The following is a 19,815-nucleotide window of genomic DNA, read 5'->3' as shown; positions in this document are numbered from 1 at the left end:
GGATCATTTGAGATGGCATTGACCGATCCCCTGGGTGATATGCTCACCCGCATCCGCAACGGGCAGCAGGCGAAGAAGGACAGCGTTGTGTCCCCCGCGTCGAAGCTCCGCGCCCGCGTGCTCGACGTGTTGCAGCGCGAAGGTTACATCCGTGGCTATTCCGAGGAACTGCTCGGCAAGCATCCCGGCCTGCGCATTGAGCTGAAATATTTCGAAGGCCAGCCGGCGATCAAGCATGTCGCCCGCGTGTCCAAGCCGGGCCGCCGCGTTTACTCGGGTTCCAAGGAACTGCCGGTGATCCGCAACGGTCTGGGCATCACCATTGTCTCGACGCCCCGCGGCGTTCTGTCCGACGCCGAAGCGCGTGAGCAGAATGTCGGCGGCGAAGTGCTGGCGGAGGTGTTCTGATGAGCCGTACTGGTAAGAAGCCGGTCGCCGTCCCCGCGGGCGTGACCGCGTCGATCGAAGGCGGTCAGCTCTCGGTGAAGGGGCCGAAAGGCACCCTGTCGCTGCCGCTGGCCGACGAAGTCACCTACAGCATCGAAGACGGTGTGATCGCGGTGAAGCCTGCCAATGACAGCAAGCGCGCCCGCGCTTTCTGGGGCATGCAGCGCACGCTGGTCGCCAACCTGATCACGGGCGTGACCGAAGGCTACACCAAGAAGCTGCTGATCACCGGCGTCGGTTATCGTGCGGACGCCAAGGGCAAGGTTCTGAACCTGAAGCTCGGCTATTCGCATGACGTCGACTTCGACGTGCCGGAAGGCATCGAGATCAAGACCCCGGATAACACCACGGTCGAGATCAGCGGCATCGACAAGCAGAAGGTGGGTCAGGTTGCCGCCGAGATCCGCCGCTGGCGCAAGCCCGAACCCTATAAGGGCAAGGGTATCAAATATGCCGGCGAGTTCATCTTCCGCAAGGAAGGGAAGAAGAAGTAAGATGGCAAAGCTTTCCCTCTTCGCGCGGCGTCGTCGCCGCGTCCGCACCGCGCTCAAGGCTGTTTCGGGCACCCGTCCGCGCCTCAGCGTCCACCGTTCGGGCCGTCACATCTACGCCCAGGTCATTGACGACGCGCAGGGCAAGACCCTGGCATCGGCCTCGACCCTGGACAAGGATGTGCGCGGTAAGACCGGCGCCACTTCCGAAGCTGCTGCCGATGTCGGCAAGCGCGTTGCCGCTGCGGCGACCGCCGCCGGCGTCACCCAGGTCGTGTTCGACCGTGGTGGCTTCCTGTTCCATGGCCGCGTCAAGGCGCTGGCCGATGCGGCCCGTGAAGCCGGGCTGGAGTTCTGATCATGGCTGAAGAAAACACCATTGAAGCCGGCGCCCCGACCGAGGGCGTCGAGGCTGCACCGACCGAAGGTCGTGGTCCCGGCCGTGGCCGTGGTCGTGGCGGCGATCGCAACCGTGGCGAGCGGGGTGGCCGTGGCCGTCGCGATGACCGCCGTGGCGGCAATCGCGATGAGGAGCAGGGCGAAGAGCTGATCGAGAAGCTGGTTCACATCAACCGCGTCTCGAAGACCGTCAAGGGCGGTAAGCGCTTCGGTTTCGCCGCTCTGGTCGTCGTTGGCGACGGCAAGGGCCGTGCGGGCTTCGGCCATGGCAAGGCGCGCGAAGTGCCTGAAGCCATCAGCAAGGCGACCGCTTCGGCCAAGAAGGCGATGGTTCGCGTTCCGCTGAAGGAAGGCCGCACGCTGCACCATGACGGCCTCGGCCATTTCGGTGCGGGCAAGGTGACGGTCCGTTCGGCGCCTGCCGGTACGGGCATCATCGCCGGTGGTCCGATGCGCGCCGTGTTCGAAAGCCTGGGCGTCGCTGACGTCGTGACCAAGTCGAACGGCACGTCGAACCCCTATAACATGATCCGTGCGACCTTCGCGGCACTGGGCGAACAGACCAGCCCGAAGTCGGTGGCGCAGCGTCGTGGCAAGAAGGTCGCTGACCTTCTGCGTCGCGGTGGCGCCTCGGCCGAAGTCGCGCAGGCTGATGCCGAAGCGATTGCGGAGTAACAGGATATGGCGAAGATCAAGATCAAGCAGATCGGTTCACCGATCCGCCGCCCCGAAGCTCAGAAGAAGATTCTGATCGGTCTGGGCCTTGGCAAGATGCATCGCGTGGTGGAGCTGGAAGACACCGCGGAAGTCCGCGGCGCCATCGCCAAGCTGCCCCACATGGTGGCGGTGGTCGAAGGCTGAGCCTTCCCGACCAGCAAGGAATGAGGCGGGAGAGGGGGCGACCCCTCTTTCGTTTTTTGGGAAAGGGCGCTAATGGCGCGCCCTCTTTAGTTGTCCTGCCGGAGAAATCATGAGCGGGACTGCGCGAACATAGCGAAAGCGAGTGCATGAAATGACGAAGCTCAACGAACTCAATGACAATGCCGGTGCCCGCAAGGGCCGGATGCGCGTCGGCCGTGGTATCGGCTCGGGCAAGGGCAAGACCGCCGGTCGCGGCCAGAAGGGTGCTAAGGCGCGTTCGGGCGTCGCCATCAACGGCTTCGAGGGTGGCCAGATGCCGCTCCACATGCGTCTGCCGAAGCGCGGCTTCAACAACATCTTCGCCAAGGATTACGCGATCGTGAACCTGGGCGCGGTGCAGAAGGCGATCGACGCCGGCAAGCTGGACGCCAATGCGACCATCGACCATGCGGCGCTGAAGGCCGCTGCTCTGGCCCGTGGCGGCAAGGACGGCGTGCGTCTGCTGGCCAAGGGCGATCTGACCGCGAAGGTCAGCTTCCTGGTTGCCGGCGCCTCGAAGGGTGCGGTCGAAGCTGTCGAGAAGGCTGGCGGCAAGGTCGACGTGATCGAAGTCGTTCCGGCGGCTGAGAAGGCCAAGGCTAAGAAGGGCACTGCCCTCGCCGCCAAGAAGGCCGCAGCGAAGGCCTAATTCCGCCGCTAAAGCTTGCAAGCATGGCCCCGCTGCCCGATATGGGTGAGCGGGGCCATGTGTTTTGGGGCAGTTTTTTGTCGCGTCGGCGGCGATTCCCGGTTCGACAGCGCCCCATCACCCCGCTAAGGGGTTAGCGATTCCGCTCCGGGCACCCAATCCCGGCAAGATGTTTTGAAGGGCAGCCAAGATGGCATCGAGAGCCGACCAGCTCGCATCCAATCTCAGCCTGGCGAAGTTCAGCCAGGCGACCGACCTCAAGAAGCGCCTGTGGTTCACGCTGGGCGCGCTGATCGTCTTCCGCTTCCTGAGCTTCGTGCCGCTGCCGGGCGTCGATCCGACGGCCCTGTCGCAGCTCTACAAGCAGACCAATGGCGGCATCCTCGACATCTTCAACACCTTTTCGGGCGGTTCGCTCTCGCGCATGAGCCTGATCGCGCTCGGCGTGATGCCCTACATCACCGCCTCGATCGTGGTGCAGCTCGCCGCCTCCCTCTCGCCGCAGCTCGCGGCGATCAAGAAGGAAGGCGAAAGCGGCCGCAAGAAGCTGAACCAGTACACCCGCTACGGCACGGTCGGTTTGACGGCGGTGCAGGGCTATTTCATCGCGGTCGGCTTGGAAAGCTTCGGCGCCCAGTCGGGCGTGCAGGCGGTGGTCGATCCGGGCATCCTGTTCCGCGTCGCGGCTGTGATCTCGCTGATCGGCGGCACCATGTTCCTGATGTGGCTGGGTGAGCAGATCACTTCGCGCGGCATCGGCAACGGCGTGTCGCTGATCATCATGGCGGGCATCGTCGCACAATTGCCGGTGACGCTGAGCAACCTGTTCAAGTCGAGCAGCACCGGCGCGATATCGGGCCTGCTGATCTTCCTGGTGATCGTGCTGGGCTTTGGTCTGATCGCCTTCATCTGCTTCATGGAGCGGGCGCAGCGCCGGGTGCTGATCCAATATCCCAAGCGGCAAACGCGCCAGGGGCTGATGCAGGCCGATCGCAGCCATTTGCCGCTCAAGGTAAACACCGCGGGCGTGATCCCGCCGATCTTCGCGTCGTCGCTGTTGCTGATGCCGCTCACCGTCTCGCAATTTGCGGGGCAGACCGTTGCGGGCGAGAGCAAGCTGGGCGATTTCGTGCTGACGCTGAACCAATATCTGTCGCACGGTAGCCCGGTCTATATGGCGCTCTATGGCCTCGGCATCGTCTTCTTCTGCTTCTTCTACACCGCCGTGGTGTTCAATCCGGAAGAGACGGCCGACAACCTCAAGCGCAATGGCGGCTTCATCCCCGGCATCCGTCCGGGCAAGAACACCGAAAATTATCTCGATTATGTGCTGACCCGTATCACGGTGATCGGCGCGGCCTATCTGGCTTTCATCTGCCTGGTGCCCGAATTTGTGATCGCCCGGGCGGGCATTCCCTTCTACCTTGGTGGGACTAGCCTGTTGATCGTGGTCAATGTTACGGTCGATACCGTGACGCAGATTCAGAGCCACCTGCTTGCCCATCAATATGGCGATCTGATCAAGAAGGCGAAGCTGAAGGGGCGTTTGCGCTGAACGGCGCAATATAGGTAAAGCGCGAAGAACAGGGGAGAATGCGCAATATGAATATCATTCTGCTCGGCCCTCCGGGCGCCGGCAAGGGGACCCAGGCGACTCGTCTGGTGGACAGCCGGGGCATGGTGCAGCTATCGACGGGCGACATGCTCCGCGCGGCTGTGAAGGCCGGGACGCCGATCGGTCTCAAGGCCAAGGCCGTGATGGAGGCCGGTGAGCTCGTGTCGGACGAGATCGTGTCCGGCATCATTGGGGAGGCGCTGGATGCGCTGTCGCCCGAAACCGGCGTGATCTTCGACGGCTATCCGCGCACCGAGGCGCAGGCCCATTCGCTCGACGGCATTTTGGCGGATCGCAACCGGACGCTCGACCATGTGATCGAGCTGGAAGTGGACGAGGACGCGCTGGTCGAGCGCATCACCGGCCGCTTCACCTGCGCGACCTGCGGTGAAGGCTATCACGACAGCTTCAAGCAGCCGAAGGTCGAGGGCAGCTGCGACAAATGCGGCGGGCATGAGTTCAAGCGTCGTCCGGACGATAATGAGGAAACCGTGCGCACGCGCATGGCCGAATATCGCGCCAAGACCGCGCCGATCCTGCCGATCTACGAGGCGCGCGGCATCGTGTCGCGGGTCGACGGCATGGCCGACATGGACGATGTGACCGTAGCGGTCGCAGCCATATTGGACGGCAAGGGCGCCTGAGCCACAGCATTGTCCGCGTCGGCCGGAAATCTGGCGACTCGGAAAATGCGGCGAACGGAATTAATCTCGCTTTCCTGTCAGGAGGGAGGGTGAGATGAAAAAGCGGATAGCTTGGATATGGGCTGGCGTGGCGATGGCCGCGCCGGCCCATTCTGCTGTCACGAGCAGCAGCAGCGTCGGTTTTGCGGTTGAGAACAGCGTCGAGGTCGCGGCCGATGCGGCGACCGTTTATCGGCTGTTGGGGCAACCGGCCCGTTGGTGGAATGGCGAACATAGCTATAGCGGCGATGCCGCCAATCTGAGCCTCGATCCCGTGGCGGGCGGCTGTTTCTGCGAAAAGGTGCCGAGCAAGGACGGGAAGGCCGGAAGCGTCGAGCATGGACGGGTGATCTATGCCGCGCCCGACAAGCAATTGCGGCTTTCCGGAGCGCTCGGGCCGTTGCAGGCGGAGGCTGTGACCGGGACGCTGACCTTCGACATCGCGCCAATGGGCAAGGGGGTGCGGGTGGGGATGAGCTATGTAGTCGGCGGCTATATGCGGGTGGAGACGGCCAAGATCGCGCCGCTCGTCGACAAGGTTCTGGCCGAGCAATTGCAGGGGCTGAAGCGGGCGGCGGAGACGGGGCGGCCTTAGGCTGTATCGACATTCAGCTATTTCGTAGGATCAGAGGAAACTTCATTCCAAATCGTCATGCTGAACTTGTTTCAGCATCCATTTCTCCCCAAGAGCGGAAGGCCTGTAGAGGCACAATGGATGCTGAACCGAAGGCCAACGCAGCTAAAAAAGTTCAGCATGACGTCGCTTATATTCTCAAGCTGAATGTCGATACAGGCTAGGGGAATCCGGAGATTGGATTCCAGCCGTTCCTGATTTCGTCACCTTGGGTTTGCTCCGGGGCCTGCCTCCGGAGTTGGGGCGTGGTCGGTCAAGACAAGCGGGACCCCGGGTCGAGCCCGGGGTGATGGATTTCAAACCTTCCTATTTTCCCATGCGATCGAGTGGGCAACCAAAGCGGGTGAGCGTCCGCCCTTTGATGAAAATCGCGCCAGGCCATGCGCTTAACCACGATATTAACGGAATGATTGCTGTTCCGTTGCTATGGCGCGGACATGCCGGGGTCGCGCCCTTCCACCCGCCGCTTGACGGAACTCGACGCCTTGCGCGGCCTGGGGGCGTTGTGCGTGTTGGCTTTCCATTATTCCACCCGCTTCCATGAGCTGTTTCCGCAGGCGGCGCACGTGCCCTTCAGCTTCCTGGGCGGCAATTATCGGGTGCTGCTGTTCTTCGCCATTTCCGGTTTCGCGATCTTCTTCACGCTCGACCGCATTCGGACGGTTCCGGATTTCCTGATCAACCGCTTCGCCCGGCTCTATCCGGCCTATCTGGTCGCGATGCTGCTGACGCTGGGGATCGAATATCTGGCGCGGGTTTCGCAACTGCTGATCGGGCCGGGCGCGATCCTGGCCAATGTCACCATGTTGCAGGGCTTTGCCTTCCTGCCCGAAGTCGACGGCGCTTATTGGACGCTGACCGTTGAGATCGCCTTTTATTTCTGCATGCTCTCGCTCTGGAAATGGACAGGTCTCAGGCGGTTGGAGCCGGTGTTGGCTGGCTGGCTGGTCTTGCGTTGGCTCTATGTGCTGTGGCCGGGCATGCCGGAACGGATCGTGATGCTGCTGGTGCTGCGCTATGTGCCCTGCTTCATCATCGGCATGCTGTCCTATCGCGTCTGGGCGGGGCAGCGAAGCTGGCGGCAGCAGGCGCCCTATGCGGCGCTGTCGCTGCTGTCGATCGCGACGGTCGACAGTTGGGACATCAGCCTGGCGGGTCTTGTCCTGCTGGCGGCGTTCGGGGCGCTGATCGCGGGGCGGTTGCGCTTTCTGAACCTTCGCCCGCTCGTCTGGATGGGTGGGATCAGCTATTCCTTCTACCTCATCCACCAGCATGTCGGCTTTGTCGTGATGCTGAAAATGGCGGAGGCGGGCTATGGTCCGTGGGCCGGTTTTGCAGCGGCCTTTGCGGTGGCGCTGGGTTTGGGGACGATCATCAATCGGGCAGTCGAGCGGCCGGCTGGAGAGGCGATATTGGGCTGGTGGCGGCGTCGCGAGAGGAACGGGTCGAGCGAGGGGGTGCCGGGGCAAGCCTAGGGGTGTCCTGAATGGGTGGGAAGCGGACAGTCGCGGTCCTTGAAGTACACCGTACTCCTGCCTTCGTAGGAGCACGGCGCGCTTAACGGTAGCCACTGTCCCATGGTGAAAGGCCAGCCGCAAAAAAAAGCGCCACCGGAATCTCCGGCAGCGCCCTTTTCGCGAATAGCCGCCCTTTACTGCGCGCGGGGAGCCGCTGCCGCTGCATTGGCGGGTAGGCCGCCAAGCTGCGTCACCAACTTGGTATAGGCGTCGAGATAGGCCAGCACGATCACCTGGCCGATTTCGGTGTTCTGATAGCCGCCGCCGCCAGCCGCCGCGAAACCGCCCCACCAGCCGGCACCGCCGCCGCCGCCGAAGCTGAGGTCCGATTTGCGGGCATAGCCCTCGGTCAGCGCCTCTTCCTCGGTCGTGCGGGCGTTGACGATCGAGAGCGTGACATTGGCCTCGCTCTTCTTGACCGATATGCCGCCGGCGAGCGCGCCGAAGGTCCGGCCGCCCAGGAAGCCGCCGAGCATGCCGCCCAGCGCATTGCCGCCCGAATTCTTGTTCGAGGAGACGATGTCGGGCTGCAGATAATAATCCGCCGCCTTCACCTGGCCCTTGCCCAGATTCGATCCCGCCTGCAATTCGCCGGAGTCCGCCATGGCGCGTTCCAGATTGCGGCTGGCCATGGCGCGGCCGCGGTTGACGATGCCGAAGCAGCCCGACTGCTGGATGAACACCTTGAGGATCGCCTCCGGGCTGCCCAGGTTCAGCTCACGCCACCACTGGTTGTCCGGCTCGACGATCGCCACCGTGCCGAGGCGCCGGGTGCAATGAGGAATTTCGGCGGTTTTCTTGGCCTGCTGCTGCCGGGCGGACGAGCCCTTGTCGGCGGCCATCGCCGGAGAAGCCGCGACAGCCAGGCCGGCTGCGGCAGCGACGAATTTCGCGAACACACGCATTGTCATGCACCCCTGAAAGTTGCTGAAGTCGTTTTGCTTTTTTGGCGCCCTGATATTTGACCCAAGCTCTAGCACAACCGCGTGGTCGCGCAAGTAATGCGAATGGTTATCACCGCTATTGCCTTCAAAGGGCGACCGATGCGCGTGCCTGCTGACACGCCCGCAAATGGCTGCTATCGGCGCGGGCCATGACCGATCTCTCGCACATCCGTAATTTCTCGATCATCGCCCATATCGACCATGGCAAGTCGACCCTGGCCGATCGCCTGATCCAGCGCACCGGAGGCCTCACCGACCGGGAGATGAGCGCGCAGGTTCTCGACAATATGGATATTGAGAAGGAGCGTGGCATCACCATCAAGGCGCAGACCGTGCGCCTCGACTATGTCGCGAAAAATGGCGAAACCTATGAGCTGAACCTGATGGACACGCCGGGCCATGTCGACTTCGCCTATGAGGTGAGCCGGTCGCTGGCCGCCTGCGAGGGGGCGTTGCTGGTGGTGGATGCGGCGCAGGGCGTGGAAGCGCAGACGCTGGCGAACGTCTATCAGTCGATCGAGCATGACCATGAGATCGTGCCCGTCATCAACAAGATCGACCTGCCCGCCGCCGAGCCGGAGAAGGTGAAGGCGGAGATCGAGGAAGTGATCGGCCTCGACGCGTCGGAAGCGGTGTTGGCGAGCGCCAAGGCCGGGATCGGCATCGATGATATTTTGGAAGCGGTGGTCGCCAAGATTCCCGCGCCCAAGGGCGACCGCGAGGCGCCGCTGGAGGCGATGCTGGTCGATAGCTGGTACGACCCCTATCTGGGCGTCGTGATTCTGGTGCGCGTCATGAACGGCGTCATCAAGAAGGGCCAGAACATCAAGTTCATGATCGGCGGCACCGAGCATCTGATCGACCGCGTCGGCTGTTTCCGGCCGAAGATCGAGCAACTGAGCGAGCTGGGCCCCGGCGAGATTGGCTTCATCACCGCGCAGATCAAGGACATCAGCCAGACCCGCGTGGGCGACACCATCACCACAGTCAAGAATCCCGCGAAGGAAGCCCTGCCGGGCTTCAAGGAAGTGCAGCCGGTGGTGTTCTGCGGCCTGTTCCCGGTCGACGCCAATGATTTCGAGAAGCTGCGCGAATCGATCTCCAAGCTGCGGCTGAACGACGCCAGCTTCTCCTTCGAGATGGAGACGTCGGCGGCGCTGGGTTTCGGCTTCCGCTGCGGTTTCCTGGGCCTGCTGCATCTGGAGATCATCCAGGAGCGGTTGAGCCGGGAATATGATCTCGACCTCATCACCACGGCGCCGTCGGTGGTTTACGACATCCATATGAATGACGGGACGACGCGGCATCTGCACAATCCCGCCGACATGCCCGATGCCAATTATATCGATTTCATCGAAGAGCCGTGGATCGAGGCGGTGATCTACTGCCCCGACGAATATCTGGGGTCGATCCTGAAGCTCTGCCAGGACCGGCGCGGCATTCAGAAGAATCTGACCTATGTCGGCGGGCGGGCGCAGGTGACCTATGAACTGCCGCTCAACGAGGTGGTGTTCGATTTCTACGACCGGCTGAAGTCGATTTCGCGGGGCTATGCCAGCTTCGACTATCATCAGATCGGCACGCGGGAGGGCGATCTGGTCAAGATGGGCATCCTCGTCAACAATGAGCCGGTCGACGCGCTCAGCATGATCGTCCACCGGGGCACGGCCGAATCCCGCGGGCGCGGCATGTGCGAGCGGCTGAAGGATCTGATCCCCCGCCATCTGTTCAAGATCCCGATCCAGGCGGCGATCGGCGGCAAGGTGATCGCCCGCGAGACCATCGCGGCGATGCGTAAGGACGTGACCGCCAAATGCTATGGCGGCGACATCACCCGCAAGAAGAAGCTGCTGGAGAAGCAGAAAGAGGGCAAGAAGCGGATGCGCGAATATGGCAGCGTGCAGATCCCGCAGGAGGCCTTCATCGCGGCGCTGCGCATGGGGGACGAGAACTAGTCCGAAGCGTATCATGCTCTTGGGCGGCCTTGACGGCGGTGGAGCGTCCATGGTCAATGCAAAACGGTTAGCGGCAGGGGACCGGCATGAGCGAGACTTGGCTGTATGATGAGCATCCCGCGATGTTCCGCGCACACCCCTTTCTGTTCGTCCTGCTGCTGATTTCCGTCGTCGGCATAGTCGCCATCGGCATATGGTGGGTGCTGAACAAGGGCGAGCGTCTGGCGCTGTCCGACCGCGAAGTGTTGTTCGAACGCGGCCTGCTCGCCAAGCAGCGGACGGAGATCGCGCTCAGCAGCATCCGCAGCGTGCGCATCACCCAGACGCTGGGCCAGCGGATTTTCAACGTCGGCAATGTGGAATTGTTCAGCGCGGGCGACATGGCGGAAATCGCTATCAAATCCATGCCGCGGCCCGACCGCATCCGGGCGATTGCCGCATCGCGCAACCTGGACCTGCTGCCCCAGCGGTAGGAGAATGGCGAACAGCCCTTGACTTGTCCGCATTTATTTCAACGATAGTGCAATAGCGAGAAGGGGTGCTTTGGAGCGCCCCCGGCCAGCAGGAAGGACGCCGAAGGAACGCCGGTCCGCAGTGGCGCGGGCAGGTGATTGCAAGGGGTCGTCTGCATGGGCTTTCGCGTGATGCCGTCGCTGCCAGGTCTGACTGCGCAGCAGCAGGACGAAATCCGTCAGACTTGCGGTTTTGCTTGTGTCCGCTGCGGCGTGACGATTTACCGTTATCTGCGTTTGCCGGAGAGTCATGGCGTGACGCTGCTCTGCCCGACCTGCCATGGGCTGGTCGAGGAAGGGCGGCTGACGCCGATGCAGGTACAGGGCTTCCACGCCAATCCGGTCGTGCGGCAGCGCCATTTCGCGCGCGACCGGCTGCCCTTTTCGCCGGAATTGCCGACGTTGATCATGGGCGGCTCGCAATTGCTGCGGGACACGCCGATCCCGTTGACGCTGGAGGGCGAGCCGATCCTGATCTTCGCCCCGCCGCGCCGGAGCAATGGCGCGACCCGCATCAGCGTGCGCATGGGCGGCCCGGATGGCGAGCCGGTGCAGGTCGTGAACGGCAATGAGTGGATGCCGACGGACGGGAGCTGGCATTTCCTGCTGCGCGGCGACCGCTACACGATGATGGCGGCGCGGGGCGAGGGGCTGGCGGTGCTGCGGATCGTGGCGCGCAACCGGATCGCGGTGGAGCATCTGCGCACCACCATTCGCGGACGCCGGCTGGAGGTGACGCCGGATTGGCTAGAGATTGACGGGAAGCGCTATGTGGGCCGGATCGGTAGCGGGACGTTGATTGGGTTGGAGTGTTGATTGGGTGTAGGGCTGTGTTTTTGCAGGATGTGATCGCCCTTGAGATCAGCGTGCTCCTGCCTTCGCAGGAGCACGCTGATCTTTTATCTTAGCCCTTCTTCTTCCGCGGCTTGGCCCCGTTGAGTGCGACTGCGGCGCGGATCAGCGCCTTGAACGCATCGGCATCGATCGTCTCACCCTCCCTTAAGTCAATGGCGCGGCGTACATTGCCGTCCAGGCTGGCGTTGAACAGGGCCGCCGGGTCTTCCAACGCCGCGCCCTTCGCGAAGGTCAGCTTGACCACCGCCTTGTAGCTTTCCCCGGTGCAGAGGATGCCGTCATGCGACCAGACCGGCACGCCGCGCCATTTCCATTCCTCGACCACTTGGGGATCGGCTTCCCGGATCAGCGCGCGGACCCGGCCAAGCGTTTCGCCGCGCCAGTCGCCCAGCTCCGCGATCCGCCTGTCGATCAGCGCGGAGGGAGAGTCATTGTCGTCCATCGGGCCGCTCCTCTTGTCGGAGGCACCCTAACAGATTGCAACGAAACGGGAATGGCGTAGCGATGGTGCGGGAGGGGCCTGCCTCTTTGCGCCACCGCTACGCCGCCCCATGGGGACCACCCTTAGGGCCGACCGGTCGCGATCAGGGGGATTGCGGCCGGTGCCGGGGGGAATACGGTTGGACGGGGCGATTTATTCCAGTGCGGTCCGCATCCGCTTCATTCAGCCGCAGCGGGCGGAGGTGATCGTCATTTTCTCGTCATAGCTGACGGTCAGCCGGTCGGCACGGAAATCCATGGTCATCGCCATGCCGGGCGCGCCCCAGCGCAGCGTGCGGGCGCCCGACAGCTTGAGCAGTTCCGCGCCGGTCGCCGCGCTGGCGGTCTGGCCGACGAAGCGGTCCAGTCCTTCGTTGCGGCACGCGCCTTCGGGGGCGGACGGCGGAGTGGCGGCCCCCTGGCCGCCCGCGCAGCCTGTCAACAGGGGAAGGAAAATCAGCGCTGCCGTCCGCATCCGTCCTGGCTCCTATTGCGTGCGGGTCATCTTGAGGCGGCCGTTCCTGACCGCGAAGGCGAGGCGGCCTTCGACAAGATCGACTGCGTCGCGGCCGAATTGTTCATAGCGCCAGCCTTCGAGGATCGACAGATCCTCGCGCACGCCCGCCGCCAGCGCGTCGATGTCGTCGCTGCGGGCGATCAGGCGGGCGGCGACATTGATGTCGCGGGAGCGGATTTTCAGCAGCAGCTTCAAAAGATCCGCCACCAGCGCGCCGTCTTTGCCCAGGCCCGGACGCTTGGGGTCGCGCTCGGGCATTTCTTCCTTGGCGAGCGGCTTGTGGTTGCCGAGCGCGAGCATCAGGCGGTTGCCGATGTCGTTGGTCTTCCAGGTGGCGGAAAGGCCGCGCACCTTGCCCAGATCCTCCTGCGCGCGGGGTGGATGGCTGGCGATGTCGGCCAGCGTCTCGTCCTTGACGATGCGGCCGCGCGGCAGATTCTTGTCCTGCGCCTCCATTTCGCGCCAGGCGGCCAACGCTTTCAGGCGGCCCAGCACATCGGCCTTGCGGCTGGCGATGCGCACGCGCTGCCATGCTTCTTCCGGCTTGTTCTCGTAATTGGAGGGATCGCTGATCCGTTCCATCTCCTGGTCCAGCCAGTCGCCGCGCCCGGTGCGGCGCAGTTCCTCCAGCATCTTGGGGAAAATCTGGATCAGATAAGTGACGTCGCCAATGGCGTAATCGATCTGCCGCTTGTCGAGCGGGCGGCGCGCCCAGTCGGTGAAGCGGGCGCCCTTGTCGAGCTGCACGCCCAGCCATGCGTCGACGAGGTTGCCGTAGCCGATCTGCTCGCCCAGCCCCAGCGCCATCGCCGCGATCTGCGTGTCGAACATCGGGTGGGGGGTCTTGCCGGTCAGGTTGTAGATGATCTCCAGATCCTGCCCACCCGCATGGAAGACCTTCAGCACATCCTCATTGTCGACCATCAGGTCGAGCAGGGGCGACAGGTCAAGGCCGGGCGCCTTGGGATCGATCGCGGCGGCCTCGTTCGAGTCCGCGACCTGCACCAGACAGAGATCGGGCCAATAGCTGTTTTCGCGCATGAATTCGGTATCGACCGCAATATAGGGCGATTTGGCGATCCGGGCGCAGAATTGGGCGAGAGTCTTGCTGTCGGTAATCAGCGGATGGATTTGCATATGGTCTTCGATCTTATTATGGGCTGGCCCGTCGCGCACGGGCTCGTCAATGCTTGACAAGACTGCCCATAGCGGCGCTGCAACAATTTGTCATTTCCGTAAAACGTAGCTGAAAGAATAGATCGCCATGCATGCTTATCGCACTCATACCTGCGGCGCCCTGACCTCGGCCGAAGTCGGCAATGAGGTGCGCGTGTCCGGCTGGGTGCATCGCAAGCGCGACCATGGCGATCTGGTCTTCATCGACCTGCGCGACCATTATGGCATGGTGCAGATCGTCACCGAGGTCGATGGGCCGGTGTTCCAGGTGATCGAATCGCTGCGCGCCGAAAGCGTCGTGACGGTGACGGGAAAGGTCGTTGCGCGGGCGAAGGAAGCGGTGAACCCCAACCTGCCGACCGGGGAGATAGAGATTCGCGCGCTGGACGCCGTGGTGCTGTCCGCCGCCGCCGACCTGCCGTTGCCGGTCGCGGGCGAGCAGGAATATCCGGAAGACATTCGCCTGCGTTACCGCTTCCTCGATTTGCGGCGCGAAACGCTGCACGCGAACATCGTCAAGCGGACCAAGATCATCTCCGACATGCGCCGCCGCATGGAAGGCATTGGCTTTACGGAATATTCGACGCCGATCCTGACGGCTTCGTCGCCCGAAGGCGCGCGTGACTTCCTGGTGCCCAGCCGCATCCATGCGGGGAAATTCTACGCTCTGCCGCAGGCGCCGCAGCAGTACAAGCAGTTGCTGATGGTGGCGGGCTTCGACCGCTATTTCCAGATCGCGCCCTGCTTCCGCGACGAAGACCCGCGCGCCGACCGCCTGCCGGGTGAGTTCTACCAGCTTGATCTGGAGATGAGCTTCGTCACGCAGGAAGATGTGTGGAACACGATGGAGCCGGTGATCGCCCAGCTGTTCGAGCAGTTCGCGGACGGTAAGCCGGTGACGCCTGCGGGCAGCTTCCCACGCATTCCCCATGCCGAGGCGATGCTGAAATATGGGTCGGACAAGCCCGATCTGCGCAATCCGATCCTGATCACCGACGTCACCGAGCATTTCGTGGGTTCGGGCTTCGGCATCTTCGCGGGGATCGTGGAGAGCGGTGGCGTGATCCGCGCGATCCCGGCGCCGGGTGCTGGCGCAGGGAGCCGCAAATTCTTCGACGACATGAATGTCTGGGCGCGGGCCGAGGGCTATTCGGGCCTTGGCTATATCAACATCAAGGACGGCGTGCCCGGCGGTCCGATCGCCAAGAATCATGGCGAGGAGCGGACGGCGAAGCTGATCGACGCGCTGGGGCTGGGGCCGAATGACGGCGTGTTCTTCGCGGCGGGCAAGGAGTCGCAGGCGGCCAAGCTGGCCGGTCTGGCGCGCATCCGCACGGGCGAGCAGTTGGACCTGATCGACAAGGACCGGTTCGAACTGTGCTGGATCGTCGACTTTCCCTTCTACGAATATGATGAGGAGTCGAAGTCGATCGACTTCGCGCACAACCCCTTCTCCATGCCGCAGGGTGGGTTGGACGCGCTGAACAATCAGGACCCGCTGACGATCAACGCTTATCAATATGACATGGTCTGCAACGGTTATGAGATTGCGTCGGGATCGATCCGTAATCAGTCGCCGGAGCTGATGGTCAAGGCGTTCGAGAAAGTGGGCCTGTCGCAACAGGATGTGGAGGAGCGTTTCGGTGGCCTCTATCGTGCGTTCCAATATGGCGCGCCGCCGCATGGCGGCATGGCGGCGGGCGTGGACCGGATCGTGATGCTGCTCTGCGGGGCGCAGAATCTGCGCGAGATCACGCTGTTCCCGATGAACCAGCGGGCGGAGGATTTGCTGATGGGTGCGCCTTCGCCGGCGGAGTTCAAGCAGTTGCGCGAACTGCACATCAGGGTCGTGGAGCCGCAGGCTAAGGCGTAACCTCCTTCCAAATCCTCCCCATCGAAAGATGGGGAGGGGGACCGTTCGCGAAGCGAATGGTGGAGGGGTGATGGCACCACCTGCGCATTTGTCCCTCCACCACCGCCTTTGGCGGCGGTCCCCCTCCCCACGCTTTGCGTAGGGAGGATTTTTTATGTTCGCTCTTGAGTGTAAGGGCGAGCAAGGGGGACAGGCCATGCTCGACGAACAGATGTTGCCGGACAAACCGCCCGCCTTGGCGCGCAGCCTGGGCGTGGCGGGCGTGCTGTTCCTCACCCTCTCCGCCACCACTCCGGCCTCCTCGGTTTTCGTCATCATCCCCGGCATGTTGCAGGAGGCGGGGACCGGCGCGATCTGGGCGATGATCCTCGCCAGCCTGATCTGCGTCACCACCGCCTTCATCTATGCCGAACTCTCCTCCGCCTGGCCGGTCGCAGGCGGGGAATATGTCGCGGTGGCGCAGACGCTGGGGCCAATGGCGGGCTTTGTCATGCTGGGCGTCAATGTCTTCAACAATGTGCTGTTCCCGCCCGTCGCGGCGCTGGGCATCGCCTCCGTCATGGCGACGGTGGTGCCGGGACTGCCCGCCGTGCCGGTCGCCGTTGCGGTGATGATCGGATCGACTTTGGTCGCGATCCTCAACATCCGGGTGAATGCGGTCATCACCGGCCTGTTCCTGCTGGTCGAGCTGCTTGCGGTCGCCGTGGTGATGGCGCTGGGCTTTGCCGATCATGCGCGGCCCGCGCTGGATTTCCTCACCCATCCGGTCGCCGTGGCGGGCAATGGCTGGGCGCCCGCCAGCGCCGCCTCCATCGGCGTCGCCACGACTATCGCGATCTTTGCGCTCAACGGCTATGGCATGGCGGTCTATTTCGGTGAGGAAATGCATGAGGCGCCTCGGCGGATCGCCCGGACCATCCTTGCCGCATTGGGGCTGGCGCTGCTGTTCGAGGGCGTGCCGCTGCTCGCATTACTGCTGGCGAAGATCGACCTTGCGACCCTGCTGACCGTCGACGATCCCTTCGGCCTGCTGGTGCGGCAACGCGGAGGCGCGGGACTGTCGGCGCTGGTGTCGGTCGGCATCGTGCTGGCCATCGTCAACGCCATCATCGCCTGCGTGCTGGCCTGCGCGCGCTTCTTCTATTCGACCGGGCGGGACCGGGCGTGGATTCCGCGCATCGACGACTGGCTGGTGGCGATCCATCCGCGCTTCGATTCGCCCTGGATCGGGACGCTGATCGTCGGCGGGCTGGGCACGCTGGCCTGTTTCCTGCCGATGCAGTTGCTGCTGGTGCTGAACGGCACCGGGCTGGTCGCCATCTATGGCGGTATCGCCCTCGCCGCCATGGCGGGGCGTCGCAGCGGGGCGAGCGCCCATGCGCCCTATCGCATGCCGCTCTATCCGATGGCGCCCATCGTGACGCTGCTGGCGCTGGCCTATGTCGTCTGGACAAGCTGGCTCGATGTCGAGGAGGGGCGCCCCGGCCTGATTGCAACCGCCGCGCAGATTGCGGGTTCGATCCTTTGGTATAAGCTCGTGCTTTGCCGCCGGGGACAGTGGAAGGTGCAGACATGACCATCGACCTTGCCGATTATGAGAAGGGCGCGAAGCTCAAGGGCGATTATGAGGCGAAGCTGGCCCAATTGCAGGAGCGGCTGGCGAAGATCCAGGTGGCGCACATCATCCATGACCGGCGCAGCGTCATCCTGCTCGAAGGTTGGGACGCGGCGGGCAAGGGCGGCATCATCAAGCGCATGACCGCCGACTGGGACCCGCGCTATTACAAGGTCCACCCGATCTCCGCACCGACGGAGGAGGAGCGCGACCGGCATTTCCTCTGGCGTTTCTGGACGCGGCTGCCGGCGGGGCGCAACATCTCGATCTTCGATCGGAGCTGGTATGGCCGTGTGCTGGTCGAGCGGGTGGAGGGCTTCTGCGCCAAGGGCGAGTGGAAGCGCGCCTATGAGGAGATCAACGCCTTCGAAAAGCAGCAGATCGACGCCGGGACCAACATCGTCAAGCTGTTCGTCCATATCACGCAGGAAGTGCAGGACGAGCAACTCGCCCAGCGGCTGGACACGCCCTGGAAGCGGTGGAAGACCGGCGCGGACGATTATCGCAACCGGGCGAAGCGGGCGGATTATCTGGATGCCATGCACGACATGTTCCGCAAGACGGATACGAAAGCGGCGCCCTGGCACGCGATCGACAATAATCATCGCCGCGCCGGGCGGATTGCCGCGCTGGCCTATGTCGCCAAGCGGTTGGAAAGGCTGGTGCCGATGGATTTTCCAGAAGCTGATCCAGAGGTGGTGAAGCTGGCGGCGAAGGCCTATGGTTACAAGAAAATATCGTAAAAACAAGCGATTGTCACAAAACTGTCATCAAATCCTAACGGCTCGTTTACCATTGCGGGCTTAATCGGCGCTTATGTACGCGCCCCAGATGCTCGACCGATCCTCGCCGGAGCCGATCCCTTCGCAGGGAACGGGCCTAATCCTCGTAACGCCCAGTCCGGCGATCCGATTGGGGCGGCCGCTCAGCGAGGCGGTCGACCATTTCCAGCATGATCCTGCGCTGCGGCTGTTGCCGGTGCTGGATGCCGCGGACCGGCCGGTGGGCGCGATCTACGAGCGCGACATGCGGCGCATCCTGTTCAATCCCTTCGGTCATGCGCTGCTGCGCAATCCCAGTTTCGGCGGGCGGCTGGACGATCATGTGCGGCCCTGCGCGACGGTCGAACGGCGCGCCAGCATAGAGGCGTTGATCGACCTTTACGCCGCGCAGGGGCAGGGCTGCGAGGGGCTGATCGTGGTCGACCGCGGTCGTTATGCCGGGGTCGCCGGGGGGCAGCTTCTGCTCAAGCTGGCGGCGGAGCGGGATGCGCGAGTGGCGCTGGCGCGGGTCGAGCGGCTGGAGCTGGTGACGCGGGAGAGCGCGACCTTCCGGGGCGACATCCAGACGCTGATCGCGGACCTGGTGGCGATGGCGGACATGCTCTCGCGGCTGGCGGAGGATGCGGCGGAGCGGTCGGCGCATAACGGCCATGCCTCGGCGGGGATGGCGGTCGCGGCGGCGCAGACGGCCGACAATCTGTCGGGCATCGCGGCGTCGGGACGGGAATTGGGGCTGCTGTTCCAGTCGATGGAGGAGGAAGTGCGGGAGGCGGGGGCGGCCATTCGCGCTGCCGTCGACCAGACGCAATCGGGCGCGGTGCAGACACGGACGCTGAGCGCGCAGGCCGATGGGATCGGGGAAGTGACCGCGCTGATCGACGCGATTGCGCGGGCGACGACGACGCTGGCGCTGAACGCCGGGATCGAGGCGGCGCGTGCCGGGGCGGCGGGGCAGGGCTTTGCCGTGGTTGCGCGGGAAGTGAAATCGCTCGCCGGGCAGACCCGCGACGCGGCGGCGGAGATTGCGCGGCGGATCGACCATATCCGCACCACCGTTGGCCATGTGGCGCAGGGTCATGCGCATATGGATGCGGCGATCGCGACCGCGGACCGGCTGTCGGCTTCCGTCTTCGAGGCGGTGGCGCGGCATGGCGCCTTCAGCCGGGCGATTGCGGGCAGCGTGGAGGAGGCGGGCGAGGCGAGCGAGCATATCCGCGCCAGCGCCAGCCGGATCAGCGTCAATGCGAGCGCGGCGGTGGAAGGTGCGCAGGCCATGCGCGACGCGGCAGGCCGCCTGTCGGAAGAGGCGCACCGGCTGGACGACCGCGCCAGCGCCTTCATCCGGGCGATTCAGGCGGCTTAGAGATTCCTATATTTGCCGCGATTGCCTGACCGGCAATCGATTCCGGTCGCCTGGAAATCGCTCTGGCGGGAAAAGGGCTGGCTTCGGGCGGAATTCGGGTTAGGCTCTCCTTCCATAAAGAAGGAGAGGATGCATGCTCGTCATGTTCGTGGGCGCCGACCGGACCGAAACCGCCGTCAATGCCGTGCAGGTCACCTTCGTTTCATCGGTCACGGACGGCACCCGCATCCGCTTCGGAGAAGGGCGCAGCGTGACCGTGGTCGAGCCGATCGCAGAGGTGATGGAGCGGCTAAACGTGATATTGCGGCGGGATGATTGAGGGGTGTTGGCGGTTTTGGGTGGAGAGCGGACACACCCAGCCCGGAGATACTTCGTGCTCCTGCGAAGGCAGGAGCCCAGTCCCGCCCT

The 19,815-nt window shown here is 63.8% G+C and carries 22 protein-coding genes; 18 read left to right on the top strand and 4 right to left on the bottom strand.

Translation table 11 applies throughout. The features are described from left to right. Nucleotides 1–12 precede the first annotated feature (12 nt). From rpsH to HUK72_RS10430, 10 genes are all read left to right on the top strand, one after another. Complete coding sequence (gene rpsH, locus HUK72_RS10475; protein ID WP_176596733.1) at nt 13–408, top strand: 30S ribosomal protein S8; 396 nt, start codon at nt 13–15, stop codon at nt 406–408. Then, entirely contained in the window at nt 408–941 is a 534-nt protein-coding gene (gene rplF / locus HUK72_RS10470) for a 50S ribosomal protein L6 (RefSeq protein ID WP_046761671.1), read from the top strand. The genes rpsH and rplF overlap by 1 nt, the downstream gene beginning before the upstream one ends. A gap of 1 nt (nt 942) precedes the next feature. After that, nucleotides 943–1,296 (top strand): 50S ribosomal protein L18, encoded by a 354-nt coding sequence (gene rplR / locus HUK72_RS10465; RefSeq protein WP_176596732.1) that lies wholly within the window; start codon nt 943–945, stop codon nt 1,294–1,296. Between the two features lie 2 nt (nt 1,297–1,298). Further along, nucleotides 1,299–2,012, top strand: a complete 714-nt coding sequence (gene rpsE / locus HUK72_RS10460; RefSeq protein ID WP_176596731.1) for a 30S ribosomal protein S5 — start codon at nt 1,299–1,301, stop codon at nt 2,010–2,012. 6 nt (nt 2,013–2,018) lie between these two features. Continuing rightward, nucleotides 2,019–2,198, top strand: coding sequence for a 50S ribosomal protein L30 (rpmD, locus tag HUK72_RS10455; protein ID WP_150291172.1), 180 nt, complete (start codon nt 2,019–2,021; stop codon nt 2,196–2,198). Between the two features lie 151 nt (nt 2,199–2,349). Next, nucleotides 2,350–2,886, top strand: a complete 537-nt coding sequence (gene rplO, locus HUK72_RS10450) for a 50S ribosomal protein L15 (protein WP_046761667.1) — start codon at nt 2,350–2,352, stop codon at nt 2,884–2,886. A gap of 190 nt (nt 2,887–3,076) precedes the next feature. Next, on the top strand, nt 3,077–4,441 hold the full coding sequence (gene secY / locus HUK72_RS10445; RefSeq protein ID WP_176596730.1) for a preprotein translocase subunit SecY: 1,365 nt from the start codon (nt 3,077–3,079) through the stop codon (nt 4,439–4,441). Between the two features lie 47 nt (nt 4,442–4,488). Beyond that, a complete protein-coding gene (locus HUK72_RS10440; protein ID WP_176596729.1) occupies nt 4,489–5,145 on the top strand; it encodes an adenylate kinase in 657 nt (218 codons plus the stop codon). A gap of 94 nt (nt 5,146–5,239) precedes the next feature. Continuing rightward, entirely contained in the window at nt 5,240–5,779 is a 540-nt protein-coding gene (locus HUK72_RS10435) for an ATPase (protein WP_176596728.1), read from the top strand. 476 nt (nt 5,780–6,255) lie between these two features. Then, the gene (locus HUK72_RS10430) at nt 6,256–7,293 is read left to right on the top strand and encodes an acyltransferase (RefSeq protein ID WP_176596727.1); all 1,038 of its coding nucleotides are present in this window, start codon (nt 6,256–6,258) and stop codon (nt 7,291–7,293) included. 176 nt (nt 7,294–7,469) lie between these two features. Here HUK72_RS10430 and HUK72_RS10425 read toward each other — a convergent pair whose 3' ends face one another. Further along, nucleotides 7,470–8,240, bottom strand: coding sequence for a CsgG/HfaB family protein (locus HUK72_RS10425; protein WP_176596726.1), 771 nt, complete (start codon nt 8,238–8,240; stop codon nt 7,470–7,472). A gap of 188 nt (nt 8,241–8,428) precedes the next feature. Here HUK72_RS10425 and lepA point away from each other — a divergent pair, with 188 nt between their 5' ends. The 3 genes from lepA to HUK72_RS10410 all read left to right on the top strand — a co-directional run bounded on the left by lepA (nt 8,429) and on the right by HUK72_RS10410 (nt 11,562). Next, nucleotides 8,429–10,234: a translation elongation factor 4 gene (gene lepA / locus HUK72_RS10420; protein WP_176596725.1), complete on the top strand. Its 1,806-nt coding sequence runs from the start codon at nt 8,429–8,431 to the stop codon at nt 10,232–10,234. A gap of 86 nt (nt 10,235–10,320) precedes the next feature. Continuing rightward, nucleotides 10,321–10,707, top strand: a complete 387-nt coding sequence (locus tag HUK72_RS10415; protein ID WP_176596724.1) for a PH domain-containing protein — start codon at nt 10,321–10,323, stop codon at nt 10,705–10,707. 171 nt (nt 10,708–10,878) lie between these two features. Continuing rightward, nucleotides 10,879–11,562 carry a hypothetical protein gene (locus HUK72_RS10410; protein ID WP_066562040.1) on the top strand — a complete coding sequence of 228 codons (684 nt, stop codon included), beginning with the start codon at nt 10,879–10,881 and terminating at the stop codon, nt 11,560–11,562. Between the two features lie 88 nt (nt 11,563–11,650). On the opposite strand, the gene HUK72_RS10405 is transcribed toward HUK72_RS10410, so the two are convergent. The 3 genes from HUK72_RS10405 to rnd all read right to left on the bottom strand — a co-directional run bounded on the left by HUK72_RS10405 (nt 11,651) and on the right by rnd (nt 13,735). Further along, a complete protein-coding gene (locus HUK72_RS10405; protein ID WP_176596723.1) occupies nt 11,651–12,043 on the bottom strand; it encodes a DUF1801 domain-containing protein in 393 nt (130 codons plus the stop codon). Nucleotides 12,044–12,265: 222 nt separating this feature from the next. Next, a complete protein-coding gene (locus HUK72_RS10400) occupies nt 12,266–12,556 on the bottom strand; it encodes an I78 family peptidase inhibitor (RefSeq protein ID WP_176596722.1) in 291 nt (96 codons plus the stop codon). 12 nt (nt 12,557–12,568) lie between these two features. After that, nucleotides 12,569–13,735 (bottom strand): ribonuclease D, encoded by a 1,167-nt coding sequence (gene rnd, locus HUK72_RS10395; RefSeq protein ID WP_176597819.1) that lies wholly within the window; start codon nt 13,733–13,735, stop codon nt 12,569–12,571. Between the two features lie 127 nt (nt 13,736–13,862). Here rnd and aspS point away from each other — a divergent pair, with 127 nt between their 5' ends. From aspS to HUK72_RS10370, 5 genes are all read left to right on the top strand, one after another. Further along, nucleotides 13,863–15,647, top strand: a complete 1,785-nt coding sequence (gene aspS / locus HUK72_RS10390; RefSeq protein ID WP_176596721.1) for an aspartate--tRNA ligase — start codon at nt 13,863–13,865, stop codon at nt 15,645–15,647. Nucleotides 15,648–15,843: 196 nt separating this feature from the next. Then, complete coding sequence (locus tag HUK72_RS10385; RefSeq protein WP_255325664.1) at nt 15,844–17,223, top strand: APC family permease; 1,380 nt, start codon at nt 15,844–15,846, stop codon at nt 17,221–17,223. Continuing rightward, nucleotides 17,220–18,005 (top strand): polyphosphate kinase 2 family protein, encoded by a 786-nt coding sequence (locus tag HUK72_RS10380; RefSeq protein ID WP_176596720.1) that lies wholly within the window; start codon nt 17,220–17,222, stop codon nt 18,003–18,005. Before HUK72_RS10385 ends, HUK72_RS10380 begins: the two co-directional genes overlap by 4 nt. Before the next feature lie 73 nt (nt 18,006–18,078). Then, nucleotides 18,079–19,407, top strand: coding sequence for a methyl-accepting chemotaxis protein (locus tag HUK72_RS10375; RefSeq protein WP_176596719.1), 1,329 nt, complete (start codon nt 18,079–18,081; stop codon nt 19,405–19,407). 133 nt (nt 19,408–19,540) lie between these two features. After that, a complete protein-coding gene (locus tag HUK72_RS10370; RefSeq protein WP_176596718.1) occupies nt 19,541–19,726 on the top strand; it encodes a hypothetical protein in 186 nt (61 codons plus the stop codon). Nucleotides 19,727–19,815: the final 89 nt, after the last annotated feature.

Origin of the sequence: Sphingobium sp. 15-1 (assembly GCF_013375535.1) — a bacterium.
In the GTDB taxonomy this organism is placed as follows: Bacteria; Pseudomonadota; Alphaproteobacteria; order Sphingomonadales; family Sphingomonadaceae; genus Sphingobium; species Sphingobium aromaticivastans.
The sequence above is the reverse complement of the archived record's forward strand: the minus strand, read 5'-3'. Positions and strand labels throughout refer to the sequence as shown.

Coding starts and splice junctions, on each gene's coding strand:
- HUK72_RS10430 (WP_176596727.1), top strand. CDS start 6,256: ATGCCGGGGTCGCGCCCTTCCACCCGCCGCTTGACGGAACTCGACGCC.
- rpsE (WP_176596731.1), top strand. CDS start 1,299: ATGGCTGAAGAAAACACCATTGAAGCCGGCGCCCCGACCGAGGGCGTC.
- HUK72_RS10425 (WP_176596726.1), bottom strand. CDS start 8,240: ATGCGTGTGTTCGCGAAATTCGTCGCTGCCGCAGCCGGCCTGGCTGTC.
- aspS (WP_176596721.1), top strand. CDS start 13,863: ATGCATGCTTATCGCACTCATACCTGCGGCGCCCTGACCTCGGCCGAA.
- rplR (WP_176596732.1), top strand. CDS start 943: ATGGCAAAGCTTTCCCTCTTCGCGCGGCGTCGTCGCCGCGTCCGCACC.
- HUK72_RS10400 (WP_176596722.1), bottom strand. CDS start 12,556: ATGCGGACGGCAGCGCTGATTTTCCTTCCCCTGTTGACAGGCTGCGCG.
- lepA (WP_176596725.1), top strand. CDS start 8,429: ATGACCGATCTCTCGCACATCCGTAATTTCTCGATCATCGCCCATATC.
- HUK72_RS10375 (WP_176596719.1), top strand. CDS start 18,079: ATGTACGCGCCCCAGATGCTCGACCGATCCTCGCCGGAGCCGATCCCT.
- rpmD (WP_150291172.1), top strand. CDS start 2,019: ATGGCGAAGATCAAGATCAAGCAGATCGGTTCACCGATCCGCCGCCCC.
- HUK72_RS10405 (WP_176596723.1), bottom strand. CDS start 12,043: ATGGACGACAATGACTCTCCCTCCGCGCTGATCGACAGGCGGATCGCG.
- HUK72_RS10370 (WP_176596718.1), top strand. CDS start 19,541: ATGCTCGTCATGTTCGTGGGCGCCGACCGGACCGAAACCGCCGTCAAT.
- HUK72_RS10410 (WP_066562040.1), top strand. CDS start 10,879: ATGCCGTCGCTGCCAGGTCTGACTGCGCAGCAGCAGGACGAAATCCGT.
- secY (WP_176596730.1), top strand. CDS start 3,077: ATGGCATCGAGAGCCGACCAGCTCGCATCCAATCTCAGCCTGGCGAAG.
- rplO (WP_046761667.1), top strand. CDS start 2,350: ATGACGAAGCTCAACGAACTCAATGACAATGCCGGTGCCCGCAAGGGC.
- HUK72_RS10415 (WP_176596724.1), top strand. CDS start 10,321: ATGAGCGAGACTTGGCTGTATGATGAGCATCCCGCGATGTTCCGCGCA.
- rpsH (WP_176596733.1), top strand. CDS start 13: ATGGCATTGACCGATCCCCTGGGTGATATGCTCACCCGCATCCGCAAC.
- HUK72_RS10435 (WP_176596728.1), top strand. CDS start 5,240: ATGAAAAAGCGGATAGCTTGGATATGGGCTGGCGTGGCGATGGCCGCG.
- HUK72_RS10440 (WP_176596729.1), top strand. CDS start 4,489: ATGAATATCATTCTGCTCGGCCCTCCGGGCGCCGGCAAGGGGACCCAG.
- HUK72_RS10385 (WP_255325664.1), top strand. CDS start 15,844: ATGCTCGACGAACAGATGTTGCCGGACAAACCGCCCGCCTTGGCGCGC.
- HUK72_RS10380 (WP_176596720.1), top strand. CDS start 17,220: ATGACCATCGACCTTGCCGATTATGAGAAGGGCGCGAAGCTCAAGGGC.
- rplF (WP_046761671.1), top strand. CDS start 408: ATGAGCCGTACTGGTAAGAAGCCGGTCGCCGTCCCCGCGGGCGTGACC.
- rnd (WP_176597819.1), bottom strand. CDS start 13,735: ATGCAAATCCATCCGCTGATTACCGACAGCAAGACTCTCGCCCAATTC.